Raw genomic sequence first — 21,859 nt, 5'->3', positions numbered from 1 at the left:
TTCGCGGGCAAGCCCGCTCCCACAGGCCCGCTCCCACAGGGAATGTGGCGTGCCGTGCTAACGGGCCTTTTCGATGCGCCAGATGCCGAACGGCTGGTGCCAGGGCTCGATACGCATCCATTGGGTCTTGCCATGCCAGGTCCAGCGGTGGCCGTTCATCAGGTCCTCGCCTTGGGTGTCGGCGTTGTCGTCCAGCCCCAGCTCCCACAACGGCAACTCGAAACTGGCCTCCTGGGCGTTATGCGGGTCGAGGCTGATCGCTACCAGGATGTAGTTGTCGCGCTCGGGCGTGCGTTTGGCGAAGTACAGGATGTTGTCGTTCCAGCAGTTGAAGAATGCCACGCCCAGGTGCGTCTGCAACGCCCGGTTCTGCCGGCGGATACGGTTGAGCTGGGCAATCTCGGCGACGATGTTGCCGGGCTGGTTGAAGTCGCGCGGGCGGATCTCGTACTTCTCCGAATCCAGGTACTCCTCCTTGCCCGGCAGCGGCGTGCCTTCGCACAGTTCGAAGCCTGAATACATGCCCCACAAACCCGAGCCCATGGTCGCCAGCGCGGCGCGGATGAGGAACCCGGCGCGGCCAGAGGTGTGCAGGAAATAGGGGTTGATGTCCGGCGTGTTGACGAAGAAGTTCGGCCGGTAGCAGTCGCGCCACGGCGGCTGGTTGAGTTCCTCGAAGTACTCGCGCAGCTCCTGCTTGGTGTTGCGCCAGGTGAAGTAGGTATAGCTCTGCGCATACCCCACCTTGCCCAGGCGCGCCATCATCGCCGGCCGGGTGAAGGCCTCGGCGAGGAAGATCACCTCGGGGTGCTGGCTGCGCACATTGGCGATCAGCCATTGCCAGAACGGCAGCGGCTTGGTGTGCGGGTTGTCGACGCGGAAGGTCTTCACGCCTTCCTCGACCCAGCCGACCACCACATCACGCAGGGCCAGCCACAGGCTCGGCACCGCGTCGGCAGCGTAGAAGTCGACGTTGACGATGTCCTGGTACTTTTTCGGCGGGTTCTCGGCGTAACGGATGGTGCCGTCGGGGCGCCAGCTGAACCAGCCAGGGTGCTCCTTGAGCCAGGGGTGGTCCTGGGAGCACTGGATGGCGAAGTCCAGGGCGATCTCAAGGCCGTGCTCGGCGGCGGCGGCGACCAGGCGGCGGAAGTCCTCGCGCGTGCCCAGTTGCGGGTGGATGGCCTCGTGGCCACCCTCGGGGCTGCCGATCGCATAAGGGCTGCCGGGGTCGCCGGGCTCGGCGCGCAAGGCATTGTTGCGGCCCTTGCGGTGCTGGGTGCCGATCGGGTGGATCGGCGGGAAGTACAGCACGTCGAAGCCCATGTCGCGGATCATCGGCAGGCGCTCGTGCACGTCGTTGAAGGTGCCGTGGCGCTCAGGGCTGTCGGTGATCGAACGTGGGAACAGCTCGTACCAGCTGGCGAACAGCGCGGCCGGCCGGTCGACATCGAGGGGGAACTCACGGCTGCGGGTCAGGTAGCTGCGGTGCTCGGCTTCGGCCATCAGCCGCGCGGTGTCAGGGTGCAGCAGCAACGCCACCTGGTCATCGGCCTTGAGCGCAACCAGGCGCTGTTGCAAGGCTGCGATCTCCTCGCGCAGCACGCCTTCGCTGAGGTCGATGCCCTGGCCGAGCATCAGCCGCCCCTCTTCCAGCTCCAGCTTGACCTCGACCCCGGCGTGGTACTTCTTCTCCAGGTCGTGGCAGAAGGTGGCGAACGGGTCGATCCAGGCCTCGATGCTGAACAGGTGCAGGCCGATTTCGGTGGGGGTGAACTCGGCCTGCCACAGGTCGTTGCCCGGCGACTGCATCGGCACGCAGTGCCAGCGGCGGCTGTGGGCCTGGCGCCAGTTGAGCATCACCGCCAGGCGATCGTGGCCATCGCTGTAGACCTTGCTGCTGACCGCAACCTGTTGGCCGCTAACGGCCTTGGCGGCGAACGTGCCGGCGTCGAGCACGGGTTGGGTGTCTTCTATCACGATGCGCGGCGCCAGCAGCGCCTGGGACAGGCTGATGGCCTGGTCCGGGTGATCGTTGGCCATGGGCACGCTTTCGAAGGGCTCGTTTCGTGACATCGGACCTTGCTCCCTCAGGCTGGTGGCGGTAAGGGTTCAGAGCCGGGCGCGGGCATGGGGTTCAAAAAAATTGAGCGAACGGCAGCTGCCGGCGGTCAGAGCCTGCAGCACCTCTTCAATTCACCCCAGCGAGGTCAGGCCATGAACATTCCCATTCCACCGGAAACACCCGACCCCAACATCGACGACCCAAGCCTGCCGCCGCCCGTGCCGGAACAGGACCCGGACGAGTTGCCGATCAAACCGACCATGCCGCCGACGGTGGGCGATCCGCCGAGTGATGAACCACCGGTGAAGGCTTAAGGGTAGACGACGGCGCCTGACATTTTTGCCAGTAGCGCGGCCAGCGGGTCGTGCTGATGATAAGGGCTCACGTTTCCTGCCTTGGAGCCCCCTTTATCGTGAATATCGTGACCCTTTGGCGGCGTAGGGATTTCGAGCGGCAAGTGATCGACTGCTTGCAGGATGCGGGGGTGGTCGACCCGTGGCTGGGGACCTGGCTGGCCCACCTGGACAAAGACAAGTGCGAGTTTGCGCTGATGGGGTTGGAGGCACGTTACGGTGTGCACTTGCGCCGTGATTTCCAGACCGTTGCCGAGCTTGTCGCCGGGCTTTGCAACGCCATGGATCTGCGCTGACCCTTCCGGCCTCTTCGCGGGCACGCCCGCTCCCACAGATACCGCGCCGTATTCAAGTTCGGCGCAGTATCTGTGGGAGCGGGCGTGCCCGCGAAGAGGCCGGATGAGCCCGCACATCAACCGACAGTTTCAGAAGTCATCTCTGCCACACTGATCTCTCTCATCCGAAACTTCTGCACCTTGCCCGTCACCGTCATCGGAAACTCTTCGACGAAACGGAAATGCCGCGGCACCTTGAAGTGGGCAATGCGCGCCTTGCACCAACTCTGAAGTTCTTCAACCGTGGCACTGTGCCCCGGATGCAGCTTGATCCAGGCCACGATCTCCTCGCCATAACGGCTGCACGGGATCCCCACCACCTGCGCATCCGCCACCGCCGGATGGGTGTAGAAAAACTCCTCCAGCTCACGCGGATAGATGTTCTCGCCGCCGCGAATGATCATGTCCTTGTTGCGCCCGACGATGCGCACATGCCCCCGCTCGTCCATCACCGCCAGGTCGCCCGAGTGCATCCAGCCGGCCGGGTCGATGGCATCCGCCGTGGCCTGGGGGTTGTCCCAGTAACCGAGCATCACGCTGTAGCCACGGGTGCACAGTTCGCCGATCTCGCCGCGGGCGACGATGCAGCCGTCGGCGTCCACCAGCTTGGTCTCCAGCTGCGGCTGGGTGCGGCCGACGGTGGTCACGCGCAGTTCCAGTTCGTCATCCGGGCCGGTCTGCAGGGATACCGGGCTGGTTTCGGTCATGCCATAGGCAATCTGCACTTCAGCCATGTGCATCTGGTCGATCACCCGGCGCATCACCTCAATCGGGCAGGTGGCCCCAGCCATGATGCCGCTGCGCAGGGTCGACAGGTCCAGCTGCGTGCGCGACGGGTGGTCGAGCATGGCAATGAACATGGTCGGTACGCCATAGAGGATGCTGGCGCGCTCCTCGGCCACGGCGCGCAGGGTCAACTCGGCGTCGAAGGCATCGTTGGGGTAGACCATGGTGCTGCCGTGGGTGATGCAGCCGAGGTTGGCCATGACCATGCCGAAGCAGTGGTACAGCGGCACCGGGATCACCATGCGGTCGCGCTCAGTCAGCCCCAGGCTTGCGCCGACCATGAAGCCGTTGTTGAGGATGTTGTAATGGCTGAGCGTGGCGCCCTTGGGCGCGCCGGTGGTGCCCGAGGTGTACTGGATGTTCACCGGCTGGTCGAACTGCAGGCTGTGCTGGCGGGCCACGTAGGTTTCCACCGGGGTCTGCCCTGCCCGCTCGGCCAGTGCCTGCCAGGGCAGGAAGCCACTGGGCGGGTTGGCCGCCAGGCTGATGACCCCACGCAGTTCGGGCAGGCGTTCACTGGCCAGCTCGCCAAGGTTGGCGGTCGCCAACGCCGGTACCAGTTCCTGAACCATGGCATGGTAATCGGAGGTCTTGAACGCATCGGCGCACACCAGCCAGCGGCAGCCGGACTGGCGTAGCACGTACTCCAGCTCGCCCACGCGATAGGCCGGGTTGATGTTGACCAGGATCGCACCGACCTTGGCGCTGGCCAGCTGCAGGATGCACCACTGGGCGCAGTTCGGCGACCAGATGCCGACCCGGTCGCCGGTGTTCACGCCCAGCGCCATCAGGGCGCGGGCATGGGTGTCGACCTGTTCGGCCAGCTGCCGCCAGCTGTAGCGCAGGCCCTGGTGGCGCACCACCAGCGCTTCGCCGTCGGCGCAGCGGGCCACGGTGGCGTCGAAGGCCTGGCCGATGGTCAGGGTCAACAGCGGTTGGTCCTGGCGGCCACGGGTGTAGCTTGGTTGACTCATGGGTGTCCCTTCTTGTGGTTGTTCTGGGCACGGCTGAAGCGAGCTGGGAATACTCTGGCGCAGATTTACGTTTACGTAAAGGTGATGATCGGATTGACAGCGACCAAAGGCAGGTTTACGTTAACGTAAAGGTGATGAACAACACCGGCCCAAGCTTGACGCCGAACCCTGTGGGAGCGGGCTTGCCCGCGAATGCGATCATTTAGGCAATGACGGTGATCCTGCTGACGCTTTCGCGGGCAAGCCCGCTCCCACAGGGTTCGGCGACTCACACTTGAGCTACGGTGTTATCCAATTTCAAGAACAACAAGGTGCCCCAGCATGCATTACCCCACCCTGAACTTCGCCCTGGGCGAAACCATCGACATGCTCCGCGACCAGGTGCGCACCTTCGTTGCCGCCGAACTGGCCCCGCGCGCCGCGCAGATCGACCATGACAACCTGTTCCCAGCCGACATGTGGCGCAAGTTCGGCGACATGGGCCTGCTGGGCATCACCGTTGCCGAGGAATATGGCGGTGCCGGCCTGGGCTACCTGGCCCACGTGGTGTCGATGGAAGAGATCAGCCGTGCATCGGCCTCGGTCGCCCTGTCCTACGGCGCCCACTCCAACCTCTGCGTCAACCAGATCAACCGCAACGGCACCCACGAGCAGAAGCTCAAGTACCTGCCCAAGCTGATCAGCGGCGAGCACATCGGCGCCCTGGCCATGAGCGAGCCCAACGCCGGTTCCGACGTGGTGTCGATGAAGCTGCGCGCCGAGAAGCGCGGCGACCGCTACGTGCTCAACGGCAGCAAGACCTGGATCACCAACGGCCCCGACGCCAACACCTACGTGATCTACGCCAAGACCGACCTGGACAAGGGCCCGCACGGCATCACCGCGTTCATCGTCGAGCGTGACTGGAAAGGCTTCAGCCGCAGCAACAAGTTCGACAAGCTGGGCATGCGCGGTTCCAACACCTGCGAGCTGTTCTTCGACGGCGTCGAAGTACCGGAAGAAAACATCCTCGGCCAGCTCAACGGTGGCGTGCGCGTGCTGATGAGCGGCCTGGACTACGAGCGCGTGGTGCTGTCCGGTGGCCCGACCGGCATCATGCAAAGCTGCATGGACCTGGTGGTGCCGTACATCCACGACCGCAAGCAGTTCGGCCAGAGCATCGGCGAGTTCCAGCTGATCCAGGGCAAGATCGCCGACATGTACACCCAGCTCAATGCCAGCCGCGCCTACCTGTATGCCGTGGCCCAGGCCTGCGACCGTGGCGAGACCACGCGCAAGGACGCCGCCGGGGTGATCCTCTACACCGCCGAGCGCGCCACGCAAATGGCCCTGGAAGCGATCCAGATTCTCGGCGGCAATGGCTACATCAACGAATTCCCGGCTGGCCGCCTGCTGCGCGACGCCAAGCTGTACGAAATCGGTGCCGGCACCAGCGAAATCCGCCGGATGCTGATCGGCCGCGAACTGTTCAACGAAACCCGCTGAGCACAGGGGACGGGCGCACATGGCTACCTTGCACACCCAGATCAACCCGCGTTCGGCGGAGTTCGCCGGCAACAGCGCGGCCATGCTCGAACAGGTCCAGGCCCTGCGCGGCCTGCTCGCCCAGGTGGCCCAGGGCGGCGGGCCCAAGGCTCAGGAGCGGCACACCTCGCGTGGCAAGCTGCTACCGCGCGAACGCATCGACCGCCTGCTCGACCCGGGCTCGCCGTTCCTCGAGATCGGCCAGCTGGCCGCCCATGAGGTGTACGGCGAAGACGTGCCGGCCGCCGGCGTGATCGCCGGCATCGGCCGCATCGAAGGCGTTGAATGCATGATCGTGGCCAACGACGCCACGGTCAAAGGCGGCTCCTACTACCCGCTGACGGTGAAGAAGCACCTGCGCGCGCAGACCATCGCCCTGCAGAACCGCCTGCCGTGCATCTACCTGGTGGATTCCGGCGGCGCCAACCTGCCGCGTCAGGATGAAGTGTTCCCCGACCGCGAGCACTTTGGGCGGATCTTCTTCAACCAGGCCAACATGAGCGCGCTGGGTATCCCGCAGATCGCCGTGGTGATGGGCTCGTGCACCGCCGGTGGCGCCTATGTACCGGCCATGGCCGACGAAGCGATCATGGTGCGCCAGCAGGCGACCATCTTCCTCGCCGGGCCACCGTTGGTGAAAGCCGCCACCGGTGAAGTGGTCAGCGCCGAAGACCTCGGCGGCGCCGATGTGCACTGCCGCACCAGCGGCGTCGCCGACCACTACGCCGACAACGACGAACACGCCCTGGCCATCGCCCGGCGCAGCGTCGCCAACCTCAACTGGCACAAGCTCGGCAAGCTGCAGCGCCAGGCACCGGTGGCACCGCTGTACAACGCCGACGAACTGTATGGCGTAGTCCCGGCCGATGCCAAGCAGCCCTTCGACGTGCGCGAAGTGATCGCACGGCTGGTCGACGGCTCGGTGTTCGATGAGTTCAAGGCGCTGTTCGGCACCACCCTGGTGTGCGGTTTCGCCCACCTGCACGGCTACCCGGTGGCGATCCTGGCCAACAACGGCATCCTCTTTGCCGAAGCTGCGCAAAAAGGTGCGCACTTCATCGAGCTGGCCTGCCAGCGCGGCATCCCGCTGTTGTTCCTGCAGAACATCACTGGCTTCATGGTCGGCAAGAAGTACGAGGAAGGCGGCATCGCCAAGCACGGCGCCAAGCTGGTCACCGCCGTCGCCTGCGCCCAGGTGCCGAAGTTCACGGTGATCATCGGCGGCAGCTTCGGTGCCGGCAACTACGGCATGTGCGGCCGCGCCTACGACCCGCGCTTCCTGTGGATGTGGCCCAACGCACGCATTGGTGTGATGGGCGCCGAGCAGGCCGCCGGGGTGCTGGCCCAGGTCAAGCGCGAGCAGAGCGAACGCAGCGGCCAGGCTTTCAGTGCCGAGGACGAGGCCAGGCTCAAGCAGCCGATCCTCGACCAGTACGAGCACCAGGGCCACCCCTACTACTCCAGCGCCCGCCTGTGGGACGACGGTGTCATCGACCCGGCGCAGACCCGCGAGGTGCTGGGCCTGGCGTTGTCAGCCGCGTTGAACGCGCCGATCGAACAGAGCCGCTTCGGCATATTCCGGATGTGACCCATGAGCGATTTCAGCACCCTCGAAGTGATCCGCGACCCGCGCGGCTTTGCCACCCTGTGGCTGAGCCGCGAGGACAAGAACAATGCCTTCAACGCGCTGATGATCCGCGAACTGATCGTGGCCCTCGACCAGTTGGCCGAGGACGCCAGCCTGCGCTTCCTGCTGCTGCGCGGCCGTGGCCGGCACTTCAGCGCCGGCGCCGACCTGGCCTGGATGCAGCAATCGGCGCAGCTGGACTTCAACACCAACCTCGATGACGCCCGCGAACTCGGCGAGCTGATGTACGCCCTGCATCGCCTGAAGGCGCCGACCCTGGCCGTGGTGCAAGGCGCGGCCTTCGGCGGCGCGCTGGGGCTTATCAGTTGCTGTGACATGGCCATCGGCGCCGAAGACGCCCAGCTGTGCCTGTCGGAAGTGCGCATCGGCCTGGCCCCGGCAGTGATCAGCCCGTTCGTGGTCAAGGCCATCGGCGAACGTGCCGCACGCCGCTATGCCCTGACCGCCGAGCGCTTCAGCGGCGTGCGGGCCCGCGAGCTGGGCCTGCTGGCCGAGGTGTACCCGGCCAGTGAACTGGATGCCCAGGTCGAAGCCTGGGTAAGCAACCTGCTGCAGAACAGCCCGCAAGCACTGCGCGCCACCAAGGACCTGCTGCGCGAAGTGGACGACGGCGAACTCAGCCCGGCCCTGCGCCGCTACTGCGAAAACACCATCGCCCGCATCCGCGTCAGCGCCGAAGGCCAGGAGGGCCTGCGCGCCTTCCTGGAAAAGCGGCGCCCTGCCTGGCAAACCGACGACAAGAAGGAGCCGCGCCCATGAGCCGCCCCGCTTTGACCACCCTGCTGGTCGCCAACCGCGGCGAAATCGCCTGCCGGGTGATGCGCACCGCCAAGGCCATGGGCCTGACCACGGTCGCCGTGCACAGCGCCACCGACCGTGACGCCCGCCACAGCCGTGAAGCCGACATCCGTGTCGACCTGGGCGGCAGCAAGGCCGCCGACAGCTACCTGGTGGTCGACAAGATTCTCGCCGCAGCCAAGGCCAGCGGCGCCCAGGCTATCCACCCGGGCTATGGCTTCCTGTCTGAAAACGCAGGCTTTGCCCGCGCCATCGAACAGGCCGGGCTGATCTTCCTCGGCCCACCGGCCAGCGCCATCGATGCCATGGGCAGCAAGTCGGCCGCCAAGGCGCTGATGGAGAACGCCGGCGTGCCGCTGGTGCCCGGCTACCACGGTGAAGCGCAAGACCTGGACACCTTCCGCGCCGCCGCCGAACGCATCGGCTACCCGGTGCTGCTCAAGGCCAGCGCCGGGGGTGGCGGCAAGGGCATGAAGGTGGTCGAGGACGAAAGCCAGCTGGCCGACGCCCTGGCTTCGGCTCAGCGTGAGGCGCAGTCATCGTTCGGCGATGCGCGCATGCTGGTGGAAAAGTACGTGCTCAAGCCACGCCATGTGGAGATCCAGGTGTTCGCCGACCAGCACGGCAACTGCCTGTACCTCAACGAGCGTGACTGTTCGATCCAGCGTCGCCACCAGAAGGTGGTCGAAGAAGCGCCGGCACCCGGCCTGTCCGCCGAACTGCGCCGGGCCATGGGAGAGGCTGCGGTACGCGCGGCCCAGGCCATTGGCTATGTCGGTGCCGGTACCGTCGAGTTTCTGCTCGATGCCCGTGGCGAATTCTTCTTCATGGAGATGAACACCCGCCTGCAGGTGGAGCACCCGGTCACCGAAGCCATCACCGGCCTCGACCTGGTGGCCTGGCAGATTCGCGTGGCCTGCGGCGAGCCGTTGCCGATCACGCAGGCCCAGGTACCGCTGATCGGCCACGCCATCGAGGTGCGGCTGTATGCCGAGGACCCGGCCAATGAATTCCTGCCGGCCACCGGTACGCTCACGCTGTACCGCGAATCGGCACCAGGCGAAGGCCGCCGGGTGGACAGCGGGGTCAGCGAAGGCGATGTGGTATCGCCGTTCTACGACCCGATGCTGGGCAAGCTGATTGCCTGGGGGCAGGACCGCGAGCAGGCACGCCTGCGCTTGCTGGCGATGCTCGATGAGTTCGCCATCGGCGGGCTGAAAACCAACATTGCCTTCCTGCGCCGCATTCTCGCCCACCCGGCCTTCGCGGCGGCAGAGCTGGATACCGGTTTCATCCCACGCCATCAGGAGGTGCTGTTACCGGCCCCGCAGGCGTTGCCAGCGGGCTTCTGGGAAGCCGCGGCAGAGGCCTGGCTGCAAGGCCAGGCTCCGCACCAGCGGGCCGACGATTGCCGCTCGCCGTGGGCCGAGCGCAATGGCCTGCGCCTGGGGCTGCCAGCGCGCAGCAGCCTGCATCTGGTCAGTGGTGGCGAACGCCAGGCGGTTGCCCTGGAGCGCAGTGCCGCTTCGACCTGGCAGCTTGATGGCGAGCAGCTGGGCCATGACGAGAACGGCATCCGTCGCCGCTACCTGGCGGTGCGCCGCGCTGGCACGTTGTTCCTGCGCTGGGATGGCGAGATGCACGCCGTCGAAGCCTTCGACCCGATTGCCGAGGCTGAGGCCAGCCATAGCCATCAGGGCGGGCTCGGGGCGCCCATGAACGGCAGCATCGTGCGTGTGCTGGTCGAGCCTGGGCAGGTGGTGGAGGCCGGGACTGCACTGGTGGTGCTGGAAGCCATGAAGATGGAACACAGCATTCGTGCGCCCCATGCCGGGACGGTAAAGGCGCTGTTCTGCCAGGAAGGGGATATGGTCAGCGAAGGGACGGTGTTGGTCGAACTGGCTGAGTGAGGCATACAGGGGCCGCTTTGCGGCCCCCAACAATCTAGAAAATGCCGTGCACCCGCACGACCACCCCGAGAAACTCGCAGCCCTCTTCACACACCAGCGTCGGATAACTGCGGTTCAGCGCCTTCAGGTACTGCTGCCCACCTTCCTCGGCCAGCTCACGCAGAATCGCCGTCTTCCCCGGCTGCCGGGCAATCACCAGCCGGCCCGGCTCCGCCTCAAGCCCCGGGTCCACCAGTATGCGCATGCCCTGTGGCACGCTGCGGCCACTGGCAGCGCTCATCGTGTCATTTTCCACGGTCAACCAGAACGCCTTGCCCTGTGCCAGGTAGTCCGTCTGTTCGAATACACCCGGCTCGGAAATCTCTGCGGCCCCTAGCTCATCCCACGCCAACACTGGGTAGCGGAAGCACACGATGTACTGCATGAGGTCAAGTTCGTCATCGTCGTCATGCACCTCGTAGGTGCCACGCTCCTCGCCAACCTGACCCTGGATCCGCAGCTGCAGACTGACGCTGTAGTGGGGCATGCCAATCTCGACGAACGTACGGTTCATCGATTCGATCTTGGGCTGGCGCCGCTTGTTCACCCAATGCCCCACGCTGCCTTGAGACACGCCGACGCGCTCGGCAAGCTGCTCTTGGGTGAGCTTCAACTCCTCCATCCGGTCACGGACGAGGGCAATCCATTTATCCATATTCATCGCTGGCACGATACGGACTGCCTTCTGGCGCTCAATAAACATTCAGTATTATTTCTAGAAAAGCACATAAATACCCAAGGTATTAAACTCAGGCAGAACCCTTTCCCATTGGCCTGCGCAGGTATCAGGATGAAACCACCGAAAGACGACGTAACAGATCTCGACAGCGAAGCAGCCCGCCGCGCGCTCGATTACTACCTCAATCCGAACCCCACGCGCCCCAGCGCGCACAACCAGATATGGACCTTGCACGCCGGCGTCACTGCCGAGCAGGCCCAGGACCACGCCATCGAGCTGCTGCGCTGCGCCGCCGCCACCGCCCACGAAACCGCCACCCACCAGGAAGGCAGCACCCGCGAGCTGACGTTCGCATTGATGCACATGATCGACATGGCCAGAGCCCTGCTGGAGCACAGACGCGCCCTGCAGAACGGCTTATAGGCAAAAGAAGAAGGGAGAAACGTGATGGCCGGCTGCCGGCGAAAGGCCCCGTTCGCCGGGTTGAGGAAGCGCGCCGGTAAAATTTTTTTACCGGATAACTGAAAATTCATTTGACTGGCAAATGATAACGATTATTATTGCACTCAGCTGATCGCAAGATCTGCTGGATAACCCGGAGCTTAGGTCGCTCCAGATTATCTCCTCATCAGGCTAATCACGGTTTTTGACCCGGCTTTTTGCCGGGTCATTTTTTTTGCTCTTCAGGCTAATGAAGATCGTTGATGGCGCGCATGATAGCAAAAGTGTTTCAGAGCGTGAACGCTCATTACAAATCTTTGCGGAATCAGCACTTGAGAATCAATCTCGTTTTGACTAGGCTGTTTCTGCATCAAGGACGATGCCCCCACCCTACCCTCGAGCAAGGAGCTGTCCATGAGCCGTCTGCTGCTGCCCCTTGAGCACCCCACGCCTGCCAGCGAGCCTGCAGCCGAGCATGAGTGGCTGTATGCGCTCAAGCGCCTGCCTCGGCGCGTGCAGCAAGTGTTCCTGCTCAACCGCCTCGATCAGCTGGACTTTGCCAGTATCGCCAAGCGCCTCGACCTCCCGCTGCTCAGCATCGAACGCAACATGAACCAGGCCCTGCAGGTGGCGCAACCCCGCGCAGACGCGCTGGCCAGTGTGGCAGGGCAATGGTATGTGCGGTTGCAGAGCCCGGACGTGACCTCGTGCGAGCGCATCGATTTTCGCCGTTGGCTGGACGCGGCACCTGCACACCTGCAGGCGTTTCATGACACCGAGCTGCGCTGGCGCAGCCTGCTCGCCCCGGCGCGGGAGCTGGGGCAGGATGGCTGGTACCGGCAAGGGCGTGCGGCGCTTTCGCTGGGTGGGTGTTCGGTGGCGGTTGGCTTGGGTGTGGCGGCGCTGTTGTTGTTTGGCTATTGGGCCTGAGTCACAGACCAATTGGCGACGTAGCTTCCCGCGACTTGCGCTCCAAACCTTTTAGATAGACGAGCAAATACCAGCCTGCAAGGCTGGAGGCAATAAAGCCCAGCGCCAGACTCATTGGCAAGCTGCTCCTGACAGATGCCACCAGCATGCTGGCGCCCCCGCCGAATGCAAACAACATCGTATTGTTTAGCGAGGCCGCAGCACCTGCCCGCTCTGGGTGCCGGCCCAGCGCATGAGTTGTTGCAGCTGGCCGAACGACGGTTGTACCGATGGTACAGAGCACCAATGGAAACAGAAGGCTGAAAACTCCAAGCTCATGCACGATCACAACCAGGCATAGAGCAACCCCAGCCAAACCGATGAGCGCGAATCCCCAACCAACCTGCGCCTGCATCCCGATGCGGCAATTCAGCCAGCTCGCAATGAAGCCGCCGATCAGGTACGCCAGCCCATACCCGAGAAATACCATGGAGAAGGCGAACTCCGTCAGGCCCAGTTGCTCGATGAGCAACAGTGGGGAGACGACCACAAATGAAAAATGGCAGGCGAACGCCAAGCAAGAAAAAAGCGAGCTGATGAGAAACGCGCGGTCCCTGAGCAAAACCTGATAACTACTCAATACCTCTGCACTGCCTCGTGATGTCGGTTTCTCTTGCAGCAACTTCAAGGAAAGCACCAGTACAACAACGGCTAGCACCACAAACACCTGAAAGCTGCCTGCCCAACCGAAATACTCCTGGAGCACGCTGCCTGCAAGCGGTGACAAAGAAATAAACAAGCCACTTGCGCTGGTCATCAGGATACGCATCGCATTGCGCTGCTGGTCACTGAACCTATCCTGCACCAGGGCCTGACTAAGCACGAAGCACCCGCATCCCACCGCCTGTAGAAGACGGGAAACCATGAAACCTTCGTAACTTGTTGCGAGGATGCACCCCGCCGCACCTACAACGGAAACCACCAGACCAGCAATCAGCAGACGCTTTCGCCCCATTCGGTCAGAAAGCGGACCGATGATGGTTTGCGAAATGGCGACACCGACAGCGAACAGGCTGATCGAATATGCAATGTACTGCGCATCGACACGAAAATCCCGGGCCAACAAAGGCACAGAGGGCAAAATCACATCGAGCGGAAACACGCCCAGAAGACTGATGAGGAGGAGCAATAAAACATAACAGCGAGTGGACTGCGAAACGTCTCGTCTATTCATCGATCCAACCCTCATTTTCAATCGACAAAAAGGATATGTTCGAAATAACATCCCCATTGAGTGCCGCCCTATTCCAGAGCACCGATAATTAGCCACTATCGCAAGATGCACAAGCTGAAGCATTGAAGGAGAGTTCATAATATTTTGTAGGAAATTTCCAGCACCCCGACTTTTTGAGCCTAATACTCGCTGTAAAAACCAAAACTCTCAAAAAATCGAACAACTCAAACCATGCAGCTGAACAACCTTGCAACATGGCATTTCTAGTTATTCTCCATCTAGTCAAACCTGAAATTTCAAGTTGCAGAGCAACTAATCATCGCGATCGACACACGCGACCTTGCCTTCTCACCCGCACACTCCCTCTCAAGCGGTGTACAGTACCCCCACAACAAATCCCAAGGAGCCCGCCCATGACCGTGACGCTGTCCCCCCTGCAAATCGACTGCGATTTCGATTCCGGCAACATCCAGGTCCTGGATGCCAGCAACCCGGCCCAGGTGCGCCTGGCCATCCGCCCGGACACAAATAGCGGCCACTTCCAGTGGTTCCACTTCAAGGTCAGCGGCCTCACGCCGGGTCAGGTCCATCGCTTCAGCCTGGACAACGCCAGCGAGTCTTCCTACAAGAATGCCTGGAGCGGCTACAACGCCGTGGCCTCCTACGACCAGCAGCGCTGGTTCCGCGTGCCGAGCCAGTTCGATGGCAAGGCGCTGTCGTTCGAACTCAAGGCCGAGCAGGAGCAAGTCTGGTTCGCCTACTTCGAGCCCTACCCCCGCGCGCGCCACAACCAGCTGATCGAACGCGCCCAGCAAATCCCGGGCGTCGAGTTGCTGGCCCACGGGCGCAGCGTGCAAGGCCGGGATATTCCGCTGCTGCGTGCCGGCGATGGCGCTGCGGGCAAGCGCAAGCTGTGGCTGATCGCCCAGCAACACCCCGGCGAGCACATGGCCGAGTGGTTCATGGAAGGGGTGATCGACCGGCTGCAAGGCAATGACCCGACGGTTCAGAAACTGCTGGAAAAGGCCGACCTGTACCTGATTCCGAACATGAACCCGGACGGTGCCTTCCTTGGCCACCTGCGCACCAACTTCAAGGGCAAGGACCTGAACCGGGCCTGGCAGGATGCCAGTGTCGAACTCAGCCCGGAGGTGTTCTTTGCCCAGGCGCAGATGAAGCAGTACGGGGTGGATGCGTTCATCGATGTGCATGGGGATGAGGAAATCCCCCATGTGTTCACGGCAGCCTGTGAAGGCAACCCGGGGTATACGCCGCGGCTGGCGAAGCTGGAAGAACAGTTCCGCACGACTTTGTGCAGTGTGACCAAAGACTTCCAGACGGTGCATGGCTACACGCGGGACGAACCAGGCCAGGCGAATACCACGCTGGCGTGCAATGCGGTGGGGATGGCGTATGACTGCCTGTCGCTGACCCTGGAGATGCCGTTCAAGGACCATGACGATGCGCCGGAGCCAGTGGCCGAGTGGTCGGGGGCGCGGTCCAAGGCGTTGGCCGGGGCGGTGCTGGAGACCTTGCTGAAGATGGTCGACGACTTGCGCTGAGCAGGTCCGGCCTCTTCGCGGGCAAGCCCGCTCCCACAGGATCGCCACAGCCTCGAACATTGTGCAATCCCTGTGGGAGCGGGCTTGCCCGCGAAAGGGCCGATACAGGATTGCACTGTCAGAACTGCACATCCAGGATCACATTGTCGAGGTAACTCGCCGCTGGCGGCGTGGCCTGGTCGGTGTAGACCTTGGCGTTGTAGTTGAACACCTGGCTACCCGTCCCGGTGCCGTTGCCGGGGTTCACATCGGCATCGCTGCTCGAGCGCCGGGCGGTGGTCAGCGAGCCCCAGCGCACGGCACCGGCACTCTTGAAGATTTCGTAGGCCAGGAAGTTGCCGGCCGCAGACTTCATCCGCCGCCGCCCGCCCGACACGTTCTCCCCATCATTCAAGCCCACCGTGTAGGCGCTGCCCTTGGTGCACGACAAGGTCACGCTCTGGCTCACCGTGCCGAACCCGGCCACCACCGGCGCACTGCCGAAGCTGATGCTGGGCGTGGTGATCTGGCAGTCGTTGGTCACGGTCATCGTCACCAGTAGCGTCTGCGTGCCGCTGCCGATATCACGCCCGAGGCAGATGGAACCGATGCCGATCCCCGAGCAGTAGTTCCAGTTCCAGGCCACGTTCAGGGTTTCCTGGTAGACCCCTGCCGCGACGTTGCTGCCGACCTGAGTGCGAAAATAGAGCGGCACTGCCTTGGGCGTGGTACCGCCGAGTAATCCCAGCAGATCGAGGATGCCGGTGCGGGCGAAGTCGTAGGCAACGCCACGGGCAACCGGGTAGTTGGTCGTCGCGTCGCCATACACGGTGTACGGTATGACGTCGCCCGTCGGGCCAACCAGTCCGGTGCTGCTTGAGGTAATGGTCACATAGAAGTGGTCGGTGGAGGTGAGCAGGCTCAGCAGCGAACCGGTGCATTGCAGCCCGGAATTGGTGCTCGAAGCGCTCTGTACCGTGGTACGCACCAGGGTCGAGTTGATCGCGCCGAATGCCGCCGGCGTGGTTGCCACCGACGAGCACAACGCCCAGGTGCAACCTGCCGGCAGCAGCAACAGTAGAAGGCCACACACCAGGCGCCTCATCGGCACACCAGTGGGCCGATCAGCGGGACGGTCCCTTGGGCATCGGGCATATCGAATTCGACCTGGCATTGCCCGCCTCCTTCCACCATGACTTGCAGGCGGTTATGTGGCGAGAGGTTCTCCAGGTACACCAGCCCATCCCAGCCCACCACGGCCTGGCTGCCGCTTTCCTGATGGGTGACCTGGCTACCGAGCTTCAATGGCTGCTGATTGGCGTCGACCAGTTCGATGCTCGCCGCCAGCACCCGCTTGAGCGGGAACTCCAGCAGGTAGCCGCTGCCACGGCGCACTGCCACGCGCTGCTCGACCTCCGCCGCCAGCACATCAGGCGGCAAGTTCATCGGGTCGATTTCATATTTGCCGCGGTAGTAGCCGCTGCTGTACGGCACCAGCAAGTGGCCGCTGCGGTCGGTGCGGCCGATTTCCTGGTTTTCGTAGCGCACCGGCACGTCGGCGTAGCCGCTGGTGCTGACCACCACGAAGGCGTCGTCGATGCGGTTGGCGGCGTAGACGCCGGAATCCATCCACACCAGCGAGCCACTGGCGTCGGCCCAGCGGGTCATCTCGCCGCTGCTGCCGTACACGCCAGCCTGCAACTGCACCGACTGCAGGCGCCAGGTCACGTCGGCCTGTTGGTAGGCATCGCGGTCGCCGCCGCCGGCATAGCCCAGGTTGTAGCCGACGCCGCCGCCCACCGGCACGGCGCGGCTGTAGTTGACCCGTTGCAGGCTCTCGCCGTCCTTGCTGCGTTCGCTGCTCACCGCCAGGGTGCTGCCGAAGTCGAACGGCATCACCACCTGTGCCTGCACCGCCCAGTTGCTGTCGCCGACCTCACGGTTGGCCGACAGGTACAGGCTGCTGTTGCCCCACAGCGGCTTGCTCCAGCTCAGGTTGATGAGCCGGGTGCGGCTGCCGTCGCCGGCGCGTACATCGAAATAGCCGGCGCCCAGGCTGCCGTACTGGTTGAGGTTGACGCTCAGGGTCACCTGCTCGCTACGCTGGCTCAGCTGCATGTCGGGCGTGTCGACCCGGGTCAGGTCGGCATACTCGCCGTGACGCTGCAGGCGCTGATAGTTGAAGCCGAAACGCTGGCTGTTGTACTGGTAGCCGAGGGCGACCTGGTGGCCCTTCTCGCCTTCGAACTGGCTCTGCGCCAAGGCCGCATTGAGCACGCCGAACGTGCCCAGGCGCATGTTGCCGCCCAGGCCACCCAGCAGCAGCGATTCGGCAGTCTCAGCATGGGTCTCCAGGGTGAAGTCGTCGCTGATGCCGTGGCGCAGGCTGGCCGAGGCCACACCGGGACCGTAGCTGAAATCTTCCACGGCATAGTCGCGGCGCAGGCTGCCGGCGGCCACCGAAAAGTCCGACAGGCCCTTTTGCAGCAGGCTGCTGGTGACGTAGAACGGCAAGGTGGTGGACACCTGCCGGCCAAGGGCGTCGGTGGTCACCACCACCGCCTCGCCGGCACCGTTGATGAATGGCACGTTGGTCAGGGTGTACGGGCCTGGCTGCAGTTCGGTGGTACTGGATTTGTAGCCGTTGATGAACAGGTCCAGCGAAGTTGGCACTGCCGCTTCGCCGGCAAACGCCGGCAAGGGGTAGGTCACCAGGTCGGGACGTGCGCCAAAGTCACGCGACAGCTGAAGGCCGCCGACCCGCACCGAGCCGGTCCAAGGCAAGGCCCCGGTAACGAAGTCGCCGGCCTCGTAGGTCAGCAGGCGTTGCTCGTCAGTGAACCGCCAGGTGGTGTCGTAGCGCAGGAAGCCCTGGCGGCTGTCATCGCGCTGCGCACCATTGAACGACTGGCGCCACTGGCCGGTGCTCGAGAACGTGCCCCAGCTGTCGAACAGGCGCAGCTCGTTCCAGGCCGCCAGGTAGGAGCCGCCATCATCGGTGTCGTTCAGGTACAGGTCGTAGTTGAACAAGGCGCCGAAACTGCTGCGCGCCTCGCTGGCAGGGTACAGGCCGCGGTCGCCGACCTGCTGGTCCGGCAGCCAGGCCGGGGGTACTTGCAGCAGCAGGCGCTGGTTCTGGCTGTCGTAATCGGCGTGCAAGCCCGCCACATCGTCCAGTGCCACTTCACCTCGCGGGTCGCCTGGCAACTTGACGCCCAGACCGCGCAGCACTTCGCTGTCCAGGAACAAGCGCCCGGCCCGCTGCTGCACCGGCACCAGCTCAGCCCTGGGCATCTGGTTCACCAGCAGGTCGAGGTACAGCGTGGCGTCGGCGATGGCCATTGACTCGCTGGGCGGCGGCGGCAGGTCGTCGGCCAGCACAAGGCAGGGGCCGCACAAGGTCAGTCCCAGGCACCAGCGGCGCGAAGCCCGCGACAGCCCTCTCACACACGGATTCCGACCATTGCCAGGTCCTCCATGGCCTTTGCCCCTCATTCAGCGGCGGGCTCATTGCCCTTGCCGGATCGCTTCGGCCGCTTCCTGGCCGTTCACCCTCCCCTTGATCACGCTGCCAGCGTTCGGCGCCACCGGTGCCGGCCAGCGCATGCTGGCACCGGGCAACACATAGCCGAGCAAGCCTTCGGCCAATGGCTTGGCCTGGCCACCCTGTTGCACCACCACATCGGTCAGGCGCGCATGCACCGGGCCGGTATTGCGCATTTCCACATAGGGCTTGCCCTGCACCGTCACCGGGCGCCAGCTGAGTTGCGGCTTGCCGACGCCGTCGGCACTGCGCTTGCCTTGCGGGTCGGCCTTGCCCCACAGCCCTTCGCCATAGACGAACAGCGGCACCGAATAGCGCATCTGCAGGCGGATCGCCGCCGTGGTGCCCTGGCTGCCGGTATCTGCCGGCAATGGCGAGGGGATTTCGTCGATGATGATGCGGTAGGCCTGCTCCTGGCCGACCGGCGAGCTGCCAGTGCGGGTCAGGCGGATCAGTTGCTTCTGCCCGGGGGGAATGTTGGCCACCGGCGGGCTGCCGATGATTTCGCGTTGGGCCTGGAACTGTTCCTGGTAGTCGCCCTGGCGCCAGGCGAACACCCGCACCTGCAAGCTGGCCGGGGCCGTGCCGCGGTTTTCCAGCCACAGTGCGCCGGCCTTCTGGTCAGCCTCCAGTACGGGGTCGATCGGCCAGATCAGCACCGAGGTGGCCGCCCCGGCCGGGACGCTCGCCAGCAGTGTCAGCCCGATCAAACCGTGCGCCCACTTCGCGCATGCCCCCATGCAACTCTCCTTAATGTATTTTTCTGTGTGCCGGTGCGTTCACCAGGTCACCGTCACTTGCACGACATCGGTGTAGGTCCCGGCCGGCAGGTTGCCGGGCAACTGGGTACGGCCATACACCGGCAACTTGATGGCCGTGGCGTCGGTGTAGCTCACCGTCACGCTCTGGCCGATGCCCAGGACCTGGCTGTAGGCCGCGTCCTGGTACAACTGATAGGCAAGCACCTGGGTACCCCCGCCGCGCTTGAGGTTGCGCGTACCGCTGGCGCTGTTCTGGCCACCGTCCAGGCTCATGCTCAAGGCCACACCCGGGGTGCACTGGAAGGTCACCGTGGTGCCGCCCAGCGAGGTACTGAGAATGCCGGTGGACAGCGCCGACTGGGTGCCGTAGTTCAGCGCGCCATAGCTGGTCACGCCCCCTACCACCAGGCAGCCAGCGACAATCTGCGCGCTCACCTGGAAGGTGCTGGTGGTCGCCGCATCGAGGGGTGCGACCAGCAGCATGCCAGCGCCGATCAGGCACCCGCCGAGCCCGTTGCGCATGGCTCAGAACGACAACTCGACAGCCACCGTGTCGGTGTACGTCCCGGCCGGCAGGCCAGCCTTGCCACGCGCCTGGCCATACAGGTTGACGGTCTGCGCCACGCCGGTACTGGTCGGCAGGGTGATGGTGCCGTCAATCGCCAGCAGCGTGGTGTGCCCGGCATCGGTGTAGAAGTCATACGGCACGAAATTGCCGGCGCCGTCGGCCAGCGCACGCGTGCCGCCAGCCGACTGGCCGTCGTGGGACCCGGCGCGCACGCGGATCGCCGGTACCGTGCCGGCCGAGCAGAGGATGCTCATGGCGCCACCGCCACCGCCCAGCACCTGGGCGTTGGCCGTGGTGAACAGGGCCTCCTGGGTGCCGAAGTTCAGGGTACCGAAGTTCAGCCCAGTGGTGCCGCCGCTGCCGTTGACCTGGCACGCCGAAGACAGGGTCAGGGTCGAAGTGATGGTCCCGGTCACCGTGGCGGCCTGGGCGTGAGCTGCCATGGCCAGGCCGAGGCCGGCGAGCATGCAACGGGTGAAAGTCGTTCGCATCGGAATCTCCTTGCGTCGTTTACCAGTCCAGGGTCACTCTCAGGGTGTCGCGGTACAGCCCGGCCGGCAGCGCGCGCGGTTGCGCCACGACCACGCCGTAGATGGGGATGGGAATCTGCGCAGTACTGCTGATGGTGAAGGCTCGGGCCTGGCCGATGCCGTAGCGGCTGTTGCCGCCCGGGTCGACCGCCAGTTGATAAGGGATCATCTCGCGGCCGTTGCTCAGCCGGCGCACACCATCGTCGCCATTCAGGCCACCGTTGATGCGCACGTTGAATGCACGCACTTCGGGCGTGCAGCTGATCTGCAGGCTGCCCTCGCCGCCCGCCTCGTCGACCCGGGTGCGCAGTGGCGTGTCCCAGTTCGGACCGCGCTCGCCGAAGTCCATCAGGCCAGGGTTGCCCAAGGTGGCGGGCGGTTGGTCGCCGCTGTTGATCTGGCAGGCGGCGCTGATCACCAGGCGCGCCTGGATGAACCCGGTGGTGGTGCCATGCACCGCGCCACTGGGCAACAGCAGCGGGCCGAGGCTGAGCAGCAGGATCGATGTGCGGTTCATGGCGTGACGTCCTTGTGCATGGCGGCCTCGCTACCAGGTGACCGTGATTTTGACCAGGTCGGCGTAATACCCGGCGCGGGGCACCCAGGCCAGCTTGTCGATCCGGGCGTACAGCGGCAGGTCAACCGAGCCGCTGTCCGGCACCCGTGCGGCATGCGGCTCACCGACAACCACCGGCTCACGCCATGCAGCATCCCGGAACAGGCGATAAGGAATCGGCCTGGCCTTGCCGTCATCGCTGGCGAGAAAACGCAGTTCGCCGACACCACCGTGCTGGCCGCCGTCGACACGCACCTGATACGGCGTGTCGGGGTTGCATTCGAGGCGTGGCGGGCGCTGGCTGAGCAATACGCCACTCAACGGCGCATCCGGGCCGTCCAGACGCGCAGCCGCGCCCAGGTCGATCCGACCCAGGGCCTGGGCGCCCGCATCACGCTGCTGGGTGACCAGCATGCAACCACGCTGCACCAGCACCCGCACCTCGACCAGGAAGTCCGCTGCTACGGCACTGCCGCTCAACAACAGGCCAAACAGCGCGGCCACAAAGCGTTCCGTCACTGGATGTTCCTTGTTCCTCTCTTGTGACGTTGAGCGTAGCAGCAGGTGGCAGAACCGTGATGGCGGGGTGCCATTCTTTTGTGATAACGACAAAGCGCTAGCGAACCGGCAAGAAATTTACCAACCCAGGCGAACCCCTGGGCAT

The 21,859-nt window shown here is 64.3% G+C and carries 20 protein-coding genes; 9 read left to right on the top strand and 11 right to left on the bottom strand.

The features are described from left to right. Nucleotides 1–57 precede the first annotated feature (57 nt). Nucleotides 58–2,076: an alpha-1,4-glucan--maltose-1-phosphate maltosyltransferase gene (locus CAF78_RS03985; protein ID WP_085674499.1), complete on the bottom strand. Its 2,019-nt coding sequence runs from the start codon at nucleotides 2,074–2,076 to the stop codon at nucleotides 58–60. 141 nt (nucleotides 2,077–2,217) lie between these two features. Here CAF78_RS03985 and CAF78_RS28530 point away from each other — a divergent pair, with 141 nt between their 5' ends. After that, nucleotides 2,218–2,379, top strand: coding sequence for a hypothetical protein (locus tag CAF78_RS28530; protein WP_177408496.1), 162 nt, complete (start codon nucleotides 2,218–2,220; stop codon nucleotides 2,377–2,379). Nucleotides 2,380–2,477: 98 nt separating this feature from the next. Further along, nucleotides 2,478–2,714, top strand: a complete 237-nt coding sequence (locus tag CAF78_RS03980) for a hypothetical protein (RefSeq protein WP_085674926.1) — start codon at nucleotides 2,478–2,480, stop codon at nucleotides 2,712–2,714. A gap of 116 nt (nucleotides 2,715–2,830) precedes the next feature. On the opposite strand, the gene CAF78_RS03975 is transcribed toward CAF78_RS03980, so the two are convergent. Beyond that, the gene (locus tag CAF78_RS03975) at nucleotides 2,831–4,513 is read right to left on the bottom strand and encodes an AMP-binding protein (RefSeq protein ID WP_085674502.1); all 1,683 of its coding nucleotides are present in this window, start codon (nucleotides 4,511–4,513) and stop codon (nucleotides 2,831–2,833) included. A gap of 321 nt (nucleotides 4,514–4,834) precedes the next feature. Here CAF78_RS03975 and CAF78_RS03970 point away from each other — a divergent pair, with 321 nt between their 5' ends. From CAF78_RS03970 to CAF78_RS03955, 4 genes are read left to right on the top strand one after another with little or no spacing between them, the layout of a single operon-like run. Further along, nucleotides 4,835–5,998: an isovaleryl-CoA dehydrogenase gene (locus CAF78_RS03970; RefSeq protein ID WP_085674521.1), complete on the top strand. Its 1,164-nt coding sequence runs from the start codon at nucleotides 4,835–4,837 to the stop codon at nucleotides 5,996–5,998. A 19-nt stretch (nucleotides 5,999–6,017) separates the two neighbouring features. Then, a complete protein-coding gene (locus CAF78_RS03965) occupies nucleotides 6,018–7,625 on the top strand; it encodes a carboxyl transferase domain-containing protein (RefSeq protein ID WP_085674536.1) in 1,608 nt (535 codons plus the stop codon). 3 nt (nucleotides 7,626–7,628) lie between these two features. Then, nucleotides 7,629–8,444, top strand: coding sequence for a gamma-carboxygeranoyl-CoA hydratase (locus tag CAF78_RS03960; RefSeq protein ID WP_085674538.1), 816 nt, complete (start codon nucleotides 7,629–7,631; stop codon nucleotides 8,442–8,444). After that, nucleotides 8,441–10,393: an acetyl/propionyl/methylcrotonyl-CoA carboxylase subunit alpha gene (locus CAF78_RS03955; RefSeq protein WP_085674540.1), complete on the top strand. Its 1,953-nt coding sequence runs from the start codon at nucleotides 8,441–8,443 to the stop codon at nucleotides 10,391–10,393. The genes CAF78_RS03960 and CAF78_RS03955 overlap by 4 nt, the downstream gene beginning before the upstream one ends. A gap of 34 nt (nucleotides 10,394–10,427) precedes the next feature. Here CAF78_RS03955 and CAF78_RS03950 read toward each other — a convergent pair whose 3' ends face one another. Beyond that, nucleotides 10,428–11,135, bottom strand: a complete 708-nt coding sequence (locus CAF78_RS03950) for a LexA family transcriptional regulator (RefSeq protein ID WP_085674542.1) — start codon at nucleotides 11,133–11,135, stop codon at nucleotides 10,428–10,430. 87 nt (nucleotides 11,136–11,222) lie between these two features. Between CAF78_RS03950 and CAF78_RS03945 the strand changes: the two genes are divergently transcribed. Then, a complete protein-coding gene (locus CAF78_RS03945; protein WP_085674544.1) occupies nucleotides 11,223–11,534 on the top strand; it encodes a DUF6124 family protein in 312 nt (103 codons plus the stop codon). Nucleotides 11,535–11,966: 432 nt separating this feature from the next. Beyond that, the gene (locus tag CAF78_RS03940; protein ID WP_085674547.1) at nucleotides 11,967–12,482 is read left to right on the top strand and encodes a DUF4880 domain-containing protein; all 516 of its coding nucleotides are present in this window, start codon (nucleotides 11,967–11,969) and stop codon (nucleotides 12,480–12,482) included. A 1-nt stretch (nucleotide 12,483) separates the two neighbouring features. On the opposite strand, the gene CAF78_RS03935 is transcribed toward CAF78_RS03940, so the two are convergent. Continuing rightward, nucleotides 12,484–13,695 carry a Bcr/CflA family efflux MFS transporter gene (locus CAF78_RS03935; protein ID WP_085674550.1) on the bottom strand — a complete coding sequence of 404 codons (1,212 nt, stop codon included), beginning with the start codon at nucleotides 13,693–13,695 and terminating at the stop codon, nucleotides 12,484–12,486. Between the two features lie 413 nt (nucleotides 13,696–14,108). Between CAF78_RS03935 and CAF78_RS03930 the strand changes: the two genes are divergently transcribed. Next, nucleotides 14,109–15,257, top strand: coding sequence for a M14-type cytosolic carboxypeptidase (locus tag CAF78_RS03930; RefSeq protein ID WP_085674553.1), 1,149 nt, complete (start codon nucleotides 14,109–14,111; stop codon nucleotides 15,255–15,257). Nucleotides 15,258–15,375: 118 nt separating this feature from the next. Here CAF78_RS03930 and CAF78_RS03925 read toward each other — a convergent pair whose 3' ends face one another. The 7 genes from CAF78_RS03925 to CAF78_RS03895 all read right to left on the bottom strand — a co-directional run bounded on the left by CAF78_RS03925 (nucleotide 15,376) and on the right by CAF78_RS03895 (nucleotide 21,714). Then, complete coding sequence (locus CAF78_RS03925; protein ID WP_085674556.1) at nucleotides 15,376–16,341, bottom strand: spore coat U domain-containing protein; 966 nt, start codon at nucleotides 16,339–16,341, stop codon at nucleotides 15,376–15,378. Further along, nucleotides 16,338–18,578, bottom strand: a complete 2,241-nt coding sequence (locus CAF78_RS03920) for a fimbria/pilus outer membrane usher protein (protein ID WP_256573844.1) — start codon at nucleotides 18,576–18,578, stop codon at nucleotides 16,338–16,340. The genes CAF78_RS03925 and CAF78_RS03920 overlap by 4 nt, the downstream gene beginning before the upstream one ends. Nucleotides 18,579–18,743: 165 nt before the next feature. Continuing rightward, a complete protein-coding gene (locus CAF78_RS03915; protein ID WP_085674561.1) occupies nucleotides 18,744–19,520 on the bottom strand; it encodes a molecular chaperone in 777 nt (258 codons plus the stop codon). A gap of 39 nt (nucleotides 19,521–19,559) precedes the next feature. After that, nucleotides 19,560–20,063, bottom strand: coding sequence for a spore coat U domain-containing protein (locus CAF78_RS03910; RefSeq protein WP_085674564.1), 504 nt, complete (start codon nucleotides 20,061–20,063; stop codon nucleotides 19,560–19,562). A 3-nt stretch (nucleotides 20,064–20,066) separates the two neighbouring features. Continuing rightward, nucleotides 20,067–20,600 carry a spore coat protein U domain-containing protein gene (locus CAF78_RS03905; RefSeq protein WP_085674567.1) on the bottom strand — a complete coding sequence of 178 codons (534 nt, stop codon included), beginning with the start codon at nucleotides 20,598–20,600 and terminating at the stop codon, nucleotides 20,067–20,069. A 19-nt stretch (nucleotides 20,601–20,619) separates the two neighbouring features. Then, complete coding sequence (locus CAF78_RS03900) at nucleotides 20,620–21,156, bottom strand: spore coat U domain-containing protein (RefSeq protein ID WP_085674570.1); 537 nt, start codon at nucleotides 21,154–21,156, stop codon at nucleotides 20,620–20,622. A gap of 30 nt (nucleotides 21,157–21,186) precedes the next feature. After that, nucleotides 21,187–21,714, bottom strand: coding sequence for a spore coat U domain-containing protein (locus CAF78_RS03895; RefSeq protein ID WP_085674573.1), 528 nt, complete (start codon nucleotides 21,712–21,714; stop codon nucleotides 21,187–21,189). Between the last annotated feature and the right edge of the window lie 145 nt (nucleotides 21,715–21,859).

The sequence above is a fragment of the Pseudomonas sp. R28(2017) genome (genome assembly GCF_002112505.1).
Taxonomy (GTDB): domain Bacteria; phylum Pseudomonadota; class Gammaproteobacteria; order Pseudomonadales; family Pseudomonadaceae; genus Aquipseudomonas.
The sequence above is the reverse complement of the archived record's forward strand: the minus strand, read 5'-3'. Positions and strand labels throughout refer to the sequence as shown.

Bases quoted from the DNA above. Each gene is read 5' to 3' on its own strand.
- CAF78_RS03950 (WP_085674542.1), bottom strand. From the start codon at position 11,135: ATGTTTATTGAGCGCCAGAAGGCAGTCCGTATCGTGCCAGCGATGAAT.
- CAF78_RS03925 (WP_085674556.1), bottom strand. From the start codon at position 16,341: ATGAGGCGCCTGGTGTGTGGCCTTCTACTGTTGCTGCTGCCGGCAGGT.
- CAF78_RS03930 (WP_085674553.1), top strand. From the start codon at position 14,109: ATGACCGTGACGCTGTCCCCCCTGCAAATCGACTGCGATTTCGATTCC.
- CAF78_RS03975 (WP_085674502.1), bottom strand. From the start codon at position 4,513: ATGAGTCAACCAAGCTACACCCGTGGCCGCCAGGACCAACCGCTGTTG.
- CAF78_RS03985 (WP_085674499.1), bottom strand. From the start codon at position 2,076: ATGTCACGAAACGAGCCCTTCGAAAGCGTGCCCATGGCCAACGATCAC.
- CAF78_RS03965 (WP_085674536.1), top strand. From the start codon at position 6,018: ATGGCTACCTTGCACACCCAGATCAACCCGCGTTCGGCGGAGTTCGCC.
- CAF78_RS03910 (WP_085674564.1), bottom strand. From the start codon at position 20,063: ATGCGCAACGGGCTCGGCGGGTGCCTGATCGGCGCTGGCATGCTGCTG.
- CAF78_RS03955 (WP_085674540.1), top strand. From the start codon at position 8,441: ATGAGCCGCCCCGCTTTGACCACCCTGCTGGTCGCCAACCGCGGCGAA.
- CAF78_RS03920 (WP_256573844.1), bottom strand. From the start codon at position 18,578: ATGGCCATCGCCGACGCCACGCTGTACCTCGACCTGCTGGTGAACCAG.
- CAF78_RS03905 (WP_085674567.1), bottom strand. From the start codon at position 20,600: ATGCGAACGACTTTCACCCGTTGCATGCTCGCCGGCCTCGGCCTGGCC.
- CAF78_RS03935 (WP_085674550.1), bottom strand. From the start codon at position 13,695: ATGAATAGACGAGACGTTTCGCAGTCCACTCGCTGTTATGTTTTATTG.
- CAF78_RS03915 (WP_085674561.1), bottom strand. From the start codon at position 19,520: ATGGGGGCATGCGCGAAGTGGGCGCACGGTTTGATCGGGCTGACACTG.
- CAF78_RS28530 (WP_177408496.1), top strand. From the start codon at position 2,218: ATGAACATTCCCATTCCACCGGAAACACCCGACCCCAACATCGACGAC.
- CAF78_RS03945 (WP_085674544.1), top strand. From the start codon at position 11,223: ATGAAACCACCGAAAGACGACGTAACAGATCTCGACAGCGAAGCAGCC.
- CAF78_RS03940 (WP_085674547.1), top strand. From the start codon at position 11,967: ATGAGCCGTCTGCTGCTGCCCCTTGAGCACCCCACGCCTGCCAGCGAG.
- CAF78_RS03960 (WP_085674538.1), top strand. From the start codon at position 7,629: ATGAGCGATTTCAGCACCCTCGAAGTGATCCGCGACCCGCGCGGCTTT.
- CAF78_RS03900 (WP_085674570.1), bottom strand. From the start codon at position 21,156: ATGAACCGCACATCGATCCTGCTGCTCAGCCTCGGCCCGCTGCTGTTG.
- CAF78_RS03970 (WP_085674521.1), top strand. From the start codon at position 4,835: ATGCATTACCCCACCCTGAACTTCGCCCTGGGCGAAACCATCGACATG.